Below are 13,211 nucleotides of genomic sequence, written 5' to 3'. Positions count from 1 at the left end.
TAACATTACTATTTTATAATCCAGCAGGTAGATTCATAACATTTTTTTCTTATTATTACATTTTCCGCAAATCATTTTGAACAGAAATTAATCCAAAAAAAACAGATCAACGTATTGATCTGTTTAAACTTTAACGGCCACTATTCCGGTTCTTTATCATCTTTTTTCAACTGGTCTATTTCATTCTGCAACTGAGAGATAATATCTTTTAAGGCTTTTATTTCGTTTTTGTTCGAGCTCACATTACTCTTGAGCATTACATTTTTCGCTCTTTCATTGTGGTCTTCTTCATCTTCGTCTTCGTTAATTTCTTCAATATCTTCGCTGATTTCCTCAATGTCTTCCTGGATATCTTCAATATCTTCATTGATCTCTTCAATGTCTTCGCTGATTTCTTCTATATCCTCGCTGATTTCCTCAATATCTTCCTGAATGTCTTCAATATCTTCCTGTATATCTTCAATTTTCTCGTGGCTTTTATTCACAGACATCTGAATGAAGATTGCCAGATAAATAGCTTCCAGGGAAAGTACGGTCGTAAGAATCAGAAGCATTTTATCAAAATCAACGATATTCAGCATCGGAAGTAAAAACGAGGTAAGGAACAGCAGAGTATGAACAATCAGGGACTGAATAGATCCTATCCAAGATGTAATGCTGTCTGCTATTTTTTCAAGAACTTCTGTTTTTTCGTTATATTTTTTCATCCTTTATATTTTTACAACAGTTCCTTTGTTACTCCTAATCCAAACAATGCAAAGTCATATTTTGCCGGATCTTTTTCATCAAATTTTCTGATGGCAATATCAAGCTCTTCTACTGTTTTCCAATCATTCTGTGTTCGGAAAACCAAGCCTAATTTTCTGGAGATGTTTCCTGTATGCACATCCAGTGGAATGGAAAGATTTTTTTGGTCTATATTCTTCCAGATGCCAAAATCTACTCCCCTTTTATCTTTACGCACCATCCATCTCAAAAACATAATAATCCTTTTGGCAGAGGAATTCTTATAAGGTGAACTGATGTGTTTATGGCTTCTGTGCTTCTCTGTTTCCAGGAAACCACTTCTGAATCTTTCTATAGCGTGGAGAAAGTTATTCTCTGATTCTTTTACTTTAAATAAACTTTCCAGGCTTTCATTTTCATTATAAATTCTGTTGAACTGTCTGATGAAATAGGAAAAATCCTGTCCGTTGAACGTTCTGTGAATGCTTTTATCCTGAATACTTTCCAGATCTTTTTCTGAATAATTCATGACAAAATCATAGGGTGAATTTCCCATAATATCAAGCATTTTATCTGCAGAATTAATGATCGACTTTCTGTTTCCCCAGGAAATTGTTGCTGCCAGAAATCCTGCAATTTCAATGTCCTGTTTTAAAGAAAAGCGATGCGGAATCTGTATCGGATCATTTTCAATAAAATCAGGAGCGTTATACTGATCTGCTTTTTCGTTGAGAAAATCTCTGAGTTCTTCAAATTTCAACATATTCATTCTAAATCTTTACACTTTCCAATGCTTTTGGTAAAAATGTATTGGGAAATATTTCTCTTGCCTCATCAGTAAATACTGTCAGATCTCCATATCTGTTGGAAAAGTGACCTAAAATCAGTTTTCCAACCTGAGCTTTCTGAGCAATGGTAGCTGCTTCCAAAGCTGTGGTGTGGCCTGTATAATCTGCCATTTCCTTCAGATCATGTAAAAATGTAGATTCATGATACAAAACCGTTACATTCTTAATAATAGGAATCACAGTTTCAAAATAACGGGTATCACTGCAAAACGCATAGGATACTGATGGAGCCGGATCAACAGTCAGAATTTCATTTTTAAGGACATAACCATCGCTTAGTACAAAGTCCTTCCCTGCTTTGATATTGTGATAATCGCAGGTTTCAATTTCGCTGTACTTGGCAATCTCTTTCATATTAAGATGCCTGTCTTTCGGTTTTTCTTTAAAAAGATACCCATTACAGTAAATCCTGTGATCCAAAGGAATAGTGTATACTTCTACCCTGTTATCCTCGTATATTTTTTCAGAATAATCTTTATCCAGTTCATGATAAATCACTTCAAAACCACGGTGGGTTTCTGTAATCTGAAAAATGGTTTCCAACATCTTCTTAATTCCTTTAGGACCATAAACATGCAAGGGCATATCTCTTCCTAAAAGACGAAAAGAGGCTATAAGCCCCGGAAGTCCGAAACAATGATCTCCATGAAGATGGGAGATAAAAATATGATTGATTTTTGAAAATCTTGCTTTTGCCTTTCTCAGCTGTACCTGTGTACCTTCTCCACAATCGATCAGGAAGAGTCTTTCTTCCATTTCCAGCAGCTGTGCTGTGGGTGATGTATTGATGGTCGGAATCGCAGAGTTAAAACCTAATATTGTTAAATAAGTACTCAAATCAATAATTTATGATAACAAATGTACAACAGAAAATATAAATGGGGATTTCGTCCTGATATTTAAACTTAATCAGTTACTTTTAAAAAATCCATAAATAGGTCTAATGCCTGTTTACGGTGGCTGATCTTATTTTTGTCTTCAGGATCCATTTCTGCAAAAGTTCTTTCATATCCTTCAGGAACAAAAATCGGATCATATCCGAAACCTTTGAAACCTTTATTTTCTGTCAATAAATTTCCATGAACTCTGCCTTCAAAATATTGAGCGCCATTTTCATCATAATAACACAGAACCGTCACAAAATAAGCCTTCCTGTTTTCAATTCCTTCCATTTCTTCCAATACCTTTTCGATATTTTTTGCGAAGTCGTGATCTCCGGCATAACGGGCTGAGAAAATTCCAGGTCTTCCATCCAAAGATTCTACTACCAAACCGCTGTCGTCTCCCAAACTTGGAACCCCTGTTTTTTCAAAGCAATATTTGGCCTTGATCAGGGCATTAGCATGAAAAGAATCACCATCTTCTACAATTTCTTCGTGAATATTATAATCGGTAAGACTTTTCACCACGCAGTCACTTCCCAGGATCTGTTGGATTTCTTCTTTTTTATGTTCGTTGTGTGTAGCTACTAATAATTCCATTTCTATATTCATTTTCAATTTTATTTTTTTAATCGGGTTACTTACATTTCAGCATAATGTATTTTATACTTTTTCATAAAAAGATAATAGAACAAAGAGAAAAGTACAATTCCAACAGCCAGCACAAGCCATTCTGAAATATGAAGAACCTTTGCAAAACTCTCGTCTTTACCATAAAGCACCAATAGCGACAAGGTTAAATTATTAAACGCATGCAGTAATATCGGCATCAGCAAAGACTTTGTTTTATGATAGACCAATCCCAGTACACAGCCCAACATTACAGCGCTGATAAACTGCCATGGATTTCCGTGAACCACGCCAAAAATAATGGAAGCATACAGAATCGCCTTCCATGGTTCTACTCCTTTATTGACCAATCCTTTCTGGATAATTCCTCTGAATATAATTTCCTCAAAAATCGGAGCCATGATTACCGTCATGATAATCATTACAACAGGATTATCTGTCAATTGGCTCATCAGCTGGATAAAATATTCATAAAAGTCACCGAAAAACGGTCCTGTGGTTGGGATCTGAGCGGCAATAAATTCGGAAATAAACATCATCCCCGCCATCATTGGAAAGATGAGAAGATAGGTAGAAAAATTAACCGATGAAAAGTTGAAGTTAAGCCTCTTTTGAGTAGTACGTCTTACAATGAAAAAATCAAAGAAAGCAATAGCTGTAAGAAATCCTACAGAATTTGCTACCATCAGAAACCAGTCTTTCAATTCAATATTTTCTCTGAAAACAACCTTCCAGAAAGTGCTGAATAAAGAAACGGCCATTGTTCCCACGAATAATCCAACCACCAAAACAACACCGCCAAACCATGTGAACGTAAACTTCGGATATTTGCTATTTTCCATCCTTTCTCTGTAAAAGTTTATGAGAAACAAAGATAATTTTTTTGACTGCTACAGGCAACTAAAAAAGGAATTTCTTATTTTCGTTCCTTTATCCATGAACATCACAAAATGAATACAGAATTTCCATTCCAAAGATTTGAGTCTGCAACCAACAGGTGGATGACTGTTGTTCTGAATGCTCTTTTCTTTGTGATGTTTATTTCTTTCGTTTTGCTTTTTGTTTTAGGTCCTGCTTACGGAATTTACAGAAGAGGGTTTGAAGCTATGCTATACCCTGCCTTGATCAGTTGGGGACTTTCATTGTTGATTTTGATTCCTGCGATCCGTTATATTATTAAAAGGAAAAAGCCGGCCCATACAATTGTGGTTGATGAAACCGGCCTCTTATTTTATAATTCAAGAAATGAAATTGCAGATCAGATCCTCTACACAGATCTCCGGCCTTCAAAACAGAATTTTGATATTTACACAGTCAATCCGGTAGGATCAGGAATCACTCCTTTACTGCAGGTAACAGTCTTATCAGATAAAAAAGAAGAAACTCTAAGACGTATTGATATGAATCTTCCTTTGAGAGTGGTAAAAAACAAATCTGCTTTGTATGCCCATTTTCTACACGGCATCAGCACTTTCCGTCCTGATTTGAAGATAGATCCTCTCGTTTTCCGCAGCTATTCTATTGATACGGAAACATGGAAAGTGAACAGTAAAGGGATTTCTTTGGGAGGCTGGCTTTTATTTCTGGCAGCACTTGTTATTACAGCACTTATATGCGGGCTTGTTTTTTTGTTAACTTAGGCTAAGAATTAATATGATTGAAAAGTTCCAGACCATAGAATCCAAAATCAGCAAACCCATTACTTATTTTCTAATGGGAATTCTCTGGATCGCTGTCATTCTGATTATGGTAGTAATCGGGTTTGTTTTCAATCTTATTTACAATAATTTCAGACAATATTTAGAACAGGATCTGGGCATTTTTTTCACGCTTATTATTGCACAACTGCTTCTTATATTTTGTTGTATCGCTTTGATAATGGCTTTAACTTACAGAAAAAAGCAAAAGATACGAAAAGCCATTGTAGATGAAAAAGGAGTAACATTCTATAACAACCGAAATGTAATCATTGAAACCATATTATATCATGAACTTCAGCCAGCTCAGAACTCATCCACCGATGTACATGTATCCAATACCCAAAACATAAAATATAGCAAAACGACATTGCAGATCTACCTGAAAAATAAAGCAGGAGAAATTGGACCAATACGTGTTGATTTCAATTTTGAACTGGTAATTTTAAGTAACCAATATGATCTATACCATCATTTTCTAAAAGGGATTCAACACTTTCGTCCGGATCTGAGAATAAGTCAACAGGCGATTGATCAGTACAATATCAGTTCAGAACCACAAAAAACAGAATTTGGGATATTTGAATATATCATAGCAGCCCTTGTTATCCTGATTTCTGCCGGACTGGTGTATGTTTTTATGTTGCTTGTAAAAATAATAGTTGATAAGCTGCATTGAAGAAAAGCCAGCTATTGGCCGTTTCACAGCTATATTCATCATTCCGAAACCTGAGTATCCTTCTATTATTCTGTCTAATTAATATTGTCTTCATTTAAATTTGAAAACCTCGTAAAAAATCACGATTTTTGCAACTTCAAAATACGATATGTCAGACTTAATCAAAGAAATACAAAAAAGAAAGACCTTCGGGATCATTTCCCACCCGGATGCCGGAAAAACGACTCTTACAGAAAAGCTTCTTCTTTTCGGGGGAGCTATTCAGGAAGCGGGTGCGGTAAAATCCAACAAAATAAAAAAAGGAGCTACCTCCGACTTTATGGAAATTGAAAGACAGAGAGGAATCTCTGTAGCGACTTCCGTATTAGCTTTTGAATATAGAGACCACAAAATCAACATTCTCGATACTCCGGGTCACAAAGACTTTGCTGAGGATACTTACAGAACATTAACTGCTGTAGACTCCGTAATCGTTGTAATTGACGTTGCAAAAGGGGTTGAGGAACAAACTGAAAAACTGGTTCAGGTTTGTAGAATGAGAAACATTCCGATGCTGGTTTTCATCAATAAACTGGACCGTGAAGGTAAAGATGCCTTCGATCTTTTGGATGAGGTAGAACAAAAATTAGGATTAACAGTTTGTCCGCTTTCTTTACCAATTGGTATGGGAAGTGACTTCCAGGGAATTTATAATATCTGGGAAAATAATATTCAGTTATTCTTAGAGGAGAAAAAACAGAAAGTTGGAGATTCTATTAAGTTTGATGATATCAATGACACATCTATTGATGATGTGATTGGTGAAAAAGCGGCAAAAACATTAAGAGAAGAGCTTGATCTGATCCAGTCTGTTTATCCTGAATTTAATCGTGATGATTATATGAAAGGTGATCTTCAGCCGGTATTTTTCGGTTCTGCTTTAAATAACTTTGGAGTACGTGAATTATTGGATGCTTTTATTGATATTGCTCCAATGCCACAGCCCAAAGAAAGTGATACGCGTCTGGTAAAACCTGAGGAAAGCACTTTCACAGGATTTGTTTTCAAAATCCACGCGAATATGGATCCTAAGCACAGAGACAGGCTTGCATTCGTAAAGATTGTTTCAGGAACATTCAGGAGAAACGAAAACTACTTACTGGTAAGAGAAGGTAAAAAAATGAAATTCTCCTCTCCTAACGCATTCTTTGCAGATAAGAAAGAAGTGGTGGAAGAAAGTTTCCCTGGTGATATCGTCGGTTTACATGATACGGGAAGTTTCAGAATCGGAGATACATTAACTGGTGGCGAAAAATTAAGCTTCAAAGGAATTCCTAGCTTCTCTCCTGAACATTTCCGTTATATCAATAATAACGATCCGTTAAAAGCCAAGCAATTGGCGAAAGGTATTGATCAGCTGATGGATGAAGGGGTTGCGCAGTTATTTACGCTTGAAATGAACGGAAGAAAGATCATTGGAACGGTTGGAGCTCTTCAGTACGAAGTTATCCAATACCGTTTAGAGCATGAATATGGTGCAAAATGTACTTATGAACCGTTATCGATGCACAAAGCATGTTGGGTAGAAGCTGATGAGAAGTCTGAAGAATTTAAGGAATTTGCAAGATTAAAGCAGAGATTCCTGGCAAGAGATAAGTACAATCAATTGGTATTCCTTGCAGATTCTTCTTTCACGATTCACATGACGCAGGAGAAATTCCCGAATGTGAAATTACACTTCATCAGTGAGTTCAGAGAAAATTAAATAAAAGACAAATCGCAAAAAGGCAAAATTGTTTACAATACAGGTCCGCAGAATTTTTCTGCGGATTTTTTTATAATATATCGTATGAAACCACCTCGTCTAAAATTTTTCAATTTTTTGCCACCACTCCGGAGGATGAGAATTTTTAGATTTCCGAACTAATATTTAGTGAAAAGACAAAGCTTTCGAATCATTTCAATACCCCAAAATCAGAAAAACACTTTGTAAATCTTTTGTAAAACGAATACAAAAGATTGAAAATACAACACTTATAATTTTACCAGCACAATACATTTCATTTACAATCTTTACAAGAACTTCCCTTCTAATTTTACTTCATCAAAAAAATTAATCTTATGAAAAAGTTCATCTTACTCACTGCTGCAGCAAGCACTTTCATTATGTGTAAAAAAGCGGAAGCTACACAGGATAAAATACATGAAGCCATCCATTCAGCCGACAGCGCGGTTACAGTGGCTACAGAAACCGTTGAAAATGCCAGTAAAACAGTAGACCAGGCTATGGATTCTGCAAGTATTAAAATAAAAGACTTTGAGAACACAAAAAATGATATCCGGCAAAATATAGAGAACACTTCCAAAATGGTAGATTCTTTATCGGATAAAATTGCCAATACAAAACTGGAATCAAAAATTGAGAAAAAAGATTCTATAACAAAGAAGACTGAAAAGATTGCAGTAAAAGCTCCGGCTCCAAAGGTTATTAAAGAAACCAAAATCATTTATAAAGAAAAGCCTAAGAATGACAGTTACGAACTGAATATGCCTAAAGATAAAATGGTAAAATCAGGATATCTTTCTATAACCGCAGAGAATGTGGAAACGGTAAAGGAAATTATCCGGGAAGAAGCGAACAGAAATAACGGTTATATCAAAAGTGAAAATCTATCTTATGTGGAATCAGCCAGTCCTCACGGAGAGGATCAAAAAGTATACAGTCTGGATATCAAAGTTCCCATACAGCATTTTGATGGGTTAATGGAGGGTATCAATAGCAATGTTGGAGATATTGATACAAAAGATATTCAGGTTTCAGGACGAAACTACGCAGACAATACCATCTGCACAATCAGTGTAAATATCAGTGAGAAAGCCAAAACAGAAACAGAGCCTAAAACCTTTGGTGGAAAATCACTGGCTGCCATTGAATCCGGCTGGGATGTTATTACTTCCATATTCCTGTTTATCCTTCCATTATGGCCTTTATTCCTGATTGCCGGCATTGGGTATTATTTCTATAAAAAGAAGGACAGAAACATTCCTAATAACGATTCTCACTAAGTTTCAATCTTTACTCAGGATAGATTTTAATAATTTTTTAATGAGGTTTAGAATAGAAGTTCGATACTAATGTTTAATTTTATCAAACGTTAAAAGAAAGTGCTTGCTTATTAGAAAAATAACTCTTAACTTTAAGTATAAGCAAAATGTAAAGAATCTTCGTTGTGAAACAAGGTTCAAAAATAAATTTGGAAATTTTATTTCATATATTAATATTTTGTGATTTGGTGTAAAATAAGGCCCTCATATTGAGAGCCTTATTTGTTTTTATTTCATATTCACTACTTTATCTACAATGAACTTTGTGTTTCCTCTCCAGGGAAGCGCGCCATTATACTCTTTGTAATGCAGGTCAAAAGTTTTACCGCTGTTGGTTTCCAATTGTTTGAAAACTTCGGGATCATCTACGGAAAATTCAAACTCATAGCTTGTAATAGTTCCTGTTTTTCCCCTCCCAAAACCTTCCTGAATCAGCTTGCCTTCATAAGTTTTGAAAACATAACCTTTTTTCATGGCATAGTTCAGGTATCCGGACTTTACTCCTTCTCCGAAAACAAAATAATACTTATACCAGACAAATACGCCCAGTAGCAGCAATACAACCCCAAGGGTGATCCACAAAGATTTTTTCATAGGTAGTGTGTTTTATAAATGTTATTTTGCAATGCTTCTGGAGATCACGATTTTCTGAATTTCAGAAGTTCCTTCATAGATCTGAGTGATTTTCGCATCTCTCATTAATCTTTCTACGTGGTATTCTTTCACGTATCCATATCCTCCGTGGATCTGTACTGCTTCAATAGTAGTATCCATTGCCACCTGAGAAGAGTATAATTTGGCCATAGCTCCGCTTTCAGAGATATCTTTTCCTGCATCTTTTTCACACGCAGCTTTGAAGCACAGCATTCTTGCAGCAGTGATCTGAGTCGCCATATCAGCCAATTTGAATGCAATCGCCTGGTGGTTGATGATTTCAGTTTTGAAAGCTTTTCTCGTTTTAGCATATTTCAATGCCAGTTCGTAAGCTCCTGAAGCAATTCCTAAAGCCTGAGAAGCAATACCGATTCTTCCCCCATTCAACACTGCCATAGCAAAGTTGAACCCGAATCCGTCAGCACCAATTCTGTTCTCTTTTGGAACTTTTACGTTATTAAAGATCAAAGAGTGAGTATCACTTCCTCTGATTCCTAATTTGTCTTCTTTTGGTCCGATTTCAAATCCTTCCCATCCTCTTTCAACGATAAAAGCATTGATTCCTTTGTGCTTTTTCTCAGGATCTGTCTGTGCAATTACGATATAATAAGTAGCTGTTCCACCATTCGTGATCCAGTTTTTGATACCATTTAAAAGATAGTAATCTCCTTTGTCTTCCGCAGTAGTTTTCTGAGAAGTAGCATCAGAACCTGCTTCCGGCTCAGATAACGCAAATGCTCCGATAACCTGCCCGCTTGCCAGTGGAGTAAGATATTTTATTTTTTGCTCTTCAGAAGCGAATTTTTCAAGACCGGCACAAACCAATGAGTTGTTTACAGACATCACAACAGCCGCAGAAGCATCCACTTTTGCAATTTCTTCCATTGCAAGTACGTAAGAAACGCTATCCATACCTGCACCGCCGTATTTTGGATCTACCATCATTCCTAAAAGTCCCATTTCTCCCATTTTCTTCACCTGTTCTGCAGGGAATTTCTGGTCACGGTCTCTTTCAATCACTCCAGGTAAAAGTTCGTTCTGTGCAAAGTCTCTTGCTGCCTGCTGAATCATCAGCTGTTCTTCCGATAAATTAAAGTCCATAAAAAAAATAATTAGATAGCCGTAAATTTACACTTTTTAAGCAAATCTGAAAAAATAAATTAAAAACGGGAAAAAGGCAGGTTTGGGGAGATTTATTGATGGCGGATACCCGTTTCGGGATTCCGGATAATGGGTTAAGAAGGCAATATAAAAAACCTGGAGAAAAATAAACCATTATAAAAGAATCATTGAAAATATAAAATCCCTACTTCAGGGCTTCCGGCCTCCTTTTTGATTCAAACTGTTATGGCAAGCATTTAACTAATTTCTAAATCTTACCTTCGGATGGTTTCAATTAAAAAAAATGCTTATATTTAAATTCCTTTATAAATTACGTAAAAAATCATGACGATCAAGAGATTATTCGATATTCCACACTATGCTTTAGAAAAATATCCTAAAACGGATATGTTTGTAACCAAATATCATGGGGAGTGGAAAAAAACTTCTACACAGGAGTTTATTAATGAGGGAAATAAGATATCCAGAGGATTATTGAAACTTGGTATAAAACCAGGTGATAAAATTGCTTTGATTACAACCAATTCCCGTACAGAATGGGCTATCATGGATTTTGGACTTTCTCAGATCGGCGTTGTTTCAGTACCGGTTTATCCAAGTATTTCTCCTGAAGATTATGAATTTATCTTCAATAATGCTGAAATTCAGTATTGTTTTGTTTCTGATAAAGAGCTCTTGAATAAAGTAATGAAAGTAAAACACAATATTCCGAGCTTACAGGGAATTTTTACTTTTGATACTATCAGTGGAGCAGCCAACTGGAGAGAAATTCTGGATCTGGGTAAGGATGAATCTACCCAAATTGAAGTAGAAGACCTTTCTAACGCAATCAACACAGAAGATCTTGCAACTATTATTTATACTTCCGGAACTACAGGAAGACCGAAAGGAGTAATGCTGACGCACAATAATATTGTTTCAAACATATTGGGATCTATTCCAAGAATTCCAAAAAAGAGAGGCTTTGATTACAAAGATGCCAGAGCATTAAGTTTCCTTCCTATCTGTCATATTTTTGAAAGAATGTTGTTCTATCTTTATCAGTACAATGGTTTTTCTCTTTATTTTGCTGAAAGCATCGAAAAAATGGGTGAAAACGTAAAAGAAGTGAAACCTCATTATATGACTGTAGTACCAAGACTGGTAGAAAAAGTATATGACAAAATCTATAATACCGGATCTTCAGCCGGAGGTTTAAAATCAAAAATATTCTTCTGGGCCCTGAATCTGATTAGCAAAAAGAAAACCATTTCAAAACCGTCCGGACTTCAGGAAATTATTGCTGACAAGCTTGTATTTTCTAAATGGAGAGAAGGTTTAGGTGGTGAAATCGTGACTTTGGTTTCAGGATCTGCAGCATTATCTACAAGGCTCAACCTGATGTTCCAGAATGCTGGTATTCCAATTCTGGAAGGCTATGGCTTAACAGAAACTTCCCCTGTAATTTCAGTTAATAGCTTTGATAAAATGAGAGTGGGAACCGTAGGAGTTCCATTGGATAATTTAAAAGTTAAAATTCAGGAAGACGGGGAGATTACAGTAAAAGGACCGTCCGTATTTAAAGGCTATTTCCAGAATGAGGAAATGACAAAAGAAGCCTTTACAGACGATGGATTCTTTAAAACCGGAGATATCGGACATATAGACAGCGACGGATTTTTACAGATCACTGACCGTAAGAAAGAAATGTTCAAAACTTCCGGAGGAAAATATATTGCCCCTCAGACTATTGAGAACTTAGCGAAGGCTTCAAAATTCATAGAGCAGATCATGGTGGTGGGTGACGGTGAAAAAATGCCGTGTGCTTTGGTACAGCCTGATTTTGAATTTGCTAAAAACTGGGCTATGAGAAACAATCTCAACATCGGTTCCACACCTGAAGAGATTGCAAAAAGCCCTGAACTGAAACAAAGAATTGAAAAAGAAATAGAAGGTATCAATGAACACCTTGGAAATTGGGAAAAAATCAAAAAAATTGAACTTACTCCTGAGGTATGGAGCATTGAAAGCGGACTGCTTACTCCAACTTTAAAACTGAAAAGAAAGGCCGTAAAAGAGAAATTTATTGCTTTGTATAATAAGATGTACGATCATCATGATTAATTATTCAATGAAATTATGTAAGCATAGATTCATCTACCAATCCACTTTTGTAGGATTGGTATTTTTTATGTTTTCATGTAAACAACAGATAGAAAACACAAAATCAATATCTGAGAAAAAAATTGAAATTCCACAACTTTTGTCAGATTCCACTTTAAAAGAGAAAACATTGAATGATTATATTCAAACTGCTGAAACCATAAAACCCAATGTAAAAAACGGGGTTCCTTTTAACAAGCTTGATTATGATAAAATTATTGCTTATGATTTTGCTGGTGACGAAGAGACCTATCCTAATCCTATTGATAGAAAAGGAAAATTTACACCTGTGATCTTGAAACAACAGTTTCTGACTCAAAAACAAGCTGATCAGATCTTATCTGCTTTAGCAAAAAATTCAAGCTATGGTGAAAGCTCTGCGGCATGTTTTCAACCTCATCTGGGATTAGTATTTTTTAAAGGCAATAAAAAAATCAATCAGATCAGTATTTGTTTAAGCTGTAACACTTCGATTACAGAAATTGAAATTCCCGCCAGAACACATAAAATATTTAATAAGGGAACAAATAATGAGTATTCCTTTACTGGTTTCAAACCGTCTGGAAAAAAAGCAATCATCAAACTGTGTAAGGAGATTAACTTTCATTATGGAAACAAGAAAGAGTAATACATTAATAAAATAGATTGAAGAATAACTTTATTTATAACAAAGTATTTTATTTCGGATATTTCTATAGTTTTGGCTAAAATTTTATCTTGATTAAACAGGCTAAAGCCCGTTCCTACT

At 35.6% G+C, this 13,211-nt stretch carries 13 protein-coding genes; 6 read left to right on the top strand and 7 right to left on the bottom strand.

The annotated features are described in order from the left end of the window. Nucleotides 1-140 precede the first annotated feature (140 nt). The 5 genes from RHP76_RS22680 to RHP76_RS22660 all read right to left on the bottom strand — a co-directional run bounded on the left by RHP76_RS22680 (nucleotide 141) and on the right by RHP76_RS22660 (nucleotide 3,927). Entirely contained in the window at nucleotides 141-707 is a 567-nt protein-coding gene (locus tag RHP76_RS22680) for a DUF1003 domain-containing protein (protein WP_062671130.1), read from the bottom strand. Nucleotides 708-718: 11 nt separating this feature from the next. After that, the gene (locus tag RHP76_RS22675) at nucleotides 719-1,489 is read right to left on the bottom strand and encodes a TIGR02757 family protein (RefSeq protein ID WP_062671600.1); all 771 of its coding nucleotides are present in this window, start codon (nucleotides 1,487-1,489) and stop codon (nucleotides 719-721) included. A gap of 7 nt (nucleotides 1,490-1,496) precedes the next feature. Further along, nucleotides 1,497-2,411: a ribonuclease Z gene (locus tag RHP76_RS22670; protein ID WP_311229136.1), complete on the bottom strand. Its 915-nt coding sequence runs from the start codon at nucleotides 2,409-2,411 to the stop codon at nucleotides 1,497-1,499. Between the two features lie 68 nt (nucleotides 2,412-2,479). Next, a complete protein-coding gene (gene rdgB / locus RHP76_RS22665; RefSeq protein ID WP_409193514.1) occupies nucleotides 2,480-3,055 on the bottom strand; it encodes an RdgB/HAM1 family non-canonical purine NTP pyrophosphatase in 576 nt (191 codons plus the stop codon). 41 nt (nucleotides 3,056-3,096) lie between these two features. Further along, the gene (locus RHP76_RS22660; protein ID WP_288442251.1) at nucleotides 3,097-3,927 is read right to left on the bottom strand and encodes a CPBP family intramembrane glutamic endopeptidase; all 831 of its coding nucleotides are present in this window, start codon (nucleotides 3,925-3,927) and stop codon (nucleotides 3,097-3,099) included. A 108-nt stretch (nucleotides 3,928-4,035) separates the two neighbouring features. Between RHP76_RS22660 and RHP76_RS22655 the strand changes: the two genes are divergently transcribed. The 4 genes from RHP76_RS22655 to RHP76_RS22640 all read left to right on the top strand — a co-directional run bounded on the left by RHP76_RS22655 (nucleotide 4,036) and on the right by RHP76_RS22640 (nucleotide 8,506). After that, a complete protein-coding gene (locus tag RHP76_RS22655; protein WP_311229135.1) occupies nucleotides 4,036-4,725 on the top strand; it encodes a hypothetical protein in 690 nt (229 codons plus the stop codon). Between the two features lie 13 nt (nucleotides 4,726-4,738). Then, nucleotides 4,739-5,461 carry a hypothetical protein gene (locus RHP76_RS22650; RefSeq protein WP_311229134.1) on the top strand — a complete coding sequence of 241 codons (723 nt, stop codon included), beginning with the start codon at nucleotides 4,739-4,741 and terminating at the stop codon, nucleotides 5,459-5,461. Nucleotides 5,462-5,609: 148 nt separating this feature from the next. Next, nucleotides 5,610-7,205 (top strand): peptide chain release factor 3, encoded by a 1,596-nt coding sequence (locus tag RHP76_RS22645; protein WP_062671139.1) that lies wholly within the window; start codon nucleotides 5,610-5,612, stop codon nucleotides 7,203-7,205. Between the two features lie 356 nt (nucleotides 7,206-7,561). Further along, on the top strand, nucleotides 7,562-8,506 hold the full coding sequence (locus RHP76_RS22640) for a DUF4349 domain-containing protein (RefSeq protein WP_311229133.1): 945 nt from the start codon (nucleotides 7,562-7,564) through the stop codon (nucleotides 8,504-8,506). A gap of 267 nt (nucleotides 8,507-8,773) precedes the next feature. Here the strand turns inward: RHP76_RS22640 and RHP76_RS22635 are convergent, their stop codons facing one another. Together RHP76_RS22635 and RHP76_RS22630 are read right to left on the bottom strand one after the other, a co-directional pair. Beyond that, nucleotides 8,774-9,139: a hypothetical protein gene (locus RHP76_RS22635; protein ID WP_034695305.1), complete on the bottom strand. Its 366-nt coding sequence runs from the start codon at nucleotides 9,137-9,139 to the stop codon at nucleotides 8,774-8,776. A gap of 21 nt (nucleotides 9,140-9,160) precedes the next feature. Continuing rightward, nucleotides 9,161-10,300, bottom strand: a complete 1,140-nt coding sequence (locus RHP76_RS22630) for an acyl-CoA dehydrogenase (protein ID WP_120233159.1) — start codon at nucleotides 10,298-10,300, stop codon at nucleotides 9,161-9,163. A 345-nt stretch (nucleotides 10,301-10,645) separates the two neighbouring features. Here RHP76_RS22630 and RHP76_RS22625 point away from each other — a divergent pair, with 345 nt between their 5' ends. Continuing rightward, complete coding sequence (locus RHP76_RS22625) at nucleotides 10,646-12,424, top strand: AMP-dependent synthetase/ligase (protein WP_311229132.1); 1,779 nt, start codon at nucleotides 10,646-10,648, stop codon at nucleotides 12,422-12,424. Continuing rightward, nucleotides 12,417-13,091: a hypothetical protein gene (locus tag RHP76_RS22620; RefSeq protein WP_311229131.1), complete on the top strand. Its 675-nt coding sequence runs from the start codon at nucleotides 12,417-12,419 to the stop codon at nucleotides 13,089-13,091. Before RHP76_RS22625 ends, RHP76_RS22620 begins: the two co-directional genes overlap by 8 nt. The last annotated feature ends 120 nt before the right edge of the window (nucleotides 13,092-13,211 follow it).

This window comes from Chryseobacterium sp. SG20098, assembly GCF_031844745.1.
GTDB lineage: Bacteria > Bacteroidota > Bacteroidia > Flavobacteriales > Weeksellaceae > Chryseobacterium > Chryseobacterium cucumeris.
The sequence above is the reverse complement of the archived record's forward strand: the minus strand, read 5'-3'. Positions and strand labels throughout refer to the sequence as shown.

Bases quoted from the DNA above. Each gene is read 5' to 3' on its own strand.
- rdgB (WP_409193514.1), bottom strand. From the start codon at position 3,055: ATGGAATTATTAGTAGCTACACACAACGAACATAAAAAAGAAGAAATC.
- RHP76_RS22660 (WP_288442251.1), bottom strand. From the start codon at position 3,927: ATGGAAAATAGCAAATATCCGAAGTTTACGTTCACATGGTTTGGCGGT.
- RHP76_RS22630 (WP_120233159.1), bottom strand. From the start codon at position 10,300: ATGGACTTTAATTTATCGGAAGAACAGCTGATGATTCAGCAGGCAGCA.
- RHP76_RS22625 (WP_311229132.1), top strand. From the start codon at position 10,646: ATGACGATCAAGAGATTATTCGATATTCCACACTATGCTTTAGAAAAA.
- RHP76_RS22650 (WP_311229134.1), top strand. From the start codon at position 4,739: ATGATTGAAAAGTTCCAGACCATAGAATCCAAAATCAGCAAACCCATT.
- RHP76_RS22620 (WP_311229131.1), top strand. From the start codon at position 12,417: ATGATTAATTATTCAATGAAATTATGTAAGCATAGATTCATCTACCAA.
- RHP76_RS22635 (WP_034695305.1), bottom strand. From the start codon at position 9,139: ATGAAAAAATCTTTGTGGATCACCCTTGGGGTTGTATTGCTGCTACTG.
- RHP76_RS22680 (WP_062671130.1), bottom strand. From the start codon at position 707: ATGAAAAAATATAACGAAAAAACAGAAGTTCTTGAAAAAATAGCAGAC.
- RHP76_RS22645 (WP_062671139.1), top strand. From the start codon at position 5,610: ATGTCAGACTTAATCAAAGAAATACAAAAAAGAAAGACCTTCGGGATC.
- RHP76_RS22655 (WP_311229135.1), top strand. From the start codon at position 4,036: ATGAATACAGAATTTCCATTCCAAAGATTTGAGTCTGCAACCAACAGG.
- RHP76_RS22640 (WP_311229133.1), top strand. From the start codon at position 7,562: ATGAAAAAGTTCATCTTACTCACTGCTGCAGCAAGCACTTTCATTATG.
- RHP76_RS22675 (WP_062671600.1), bottom strand. From the start codon at position 1,489: ATGTTGAAATTTGAAGAACTCAGAGATTTTCTCAACGAAAAAGCAGAT.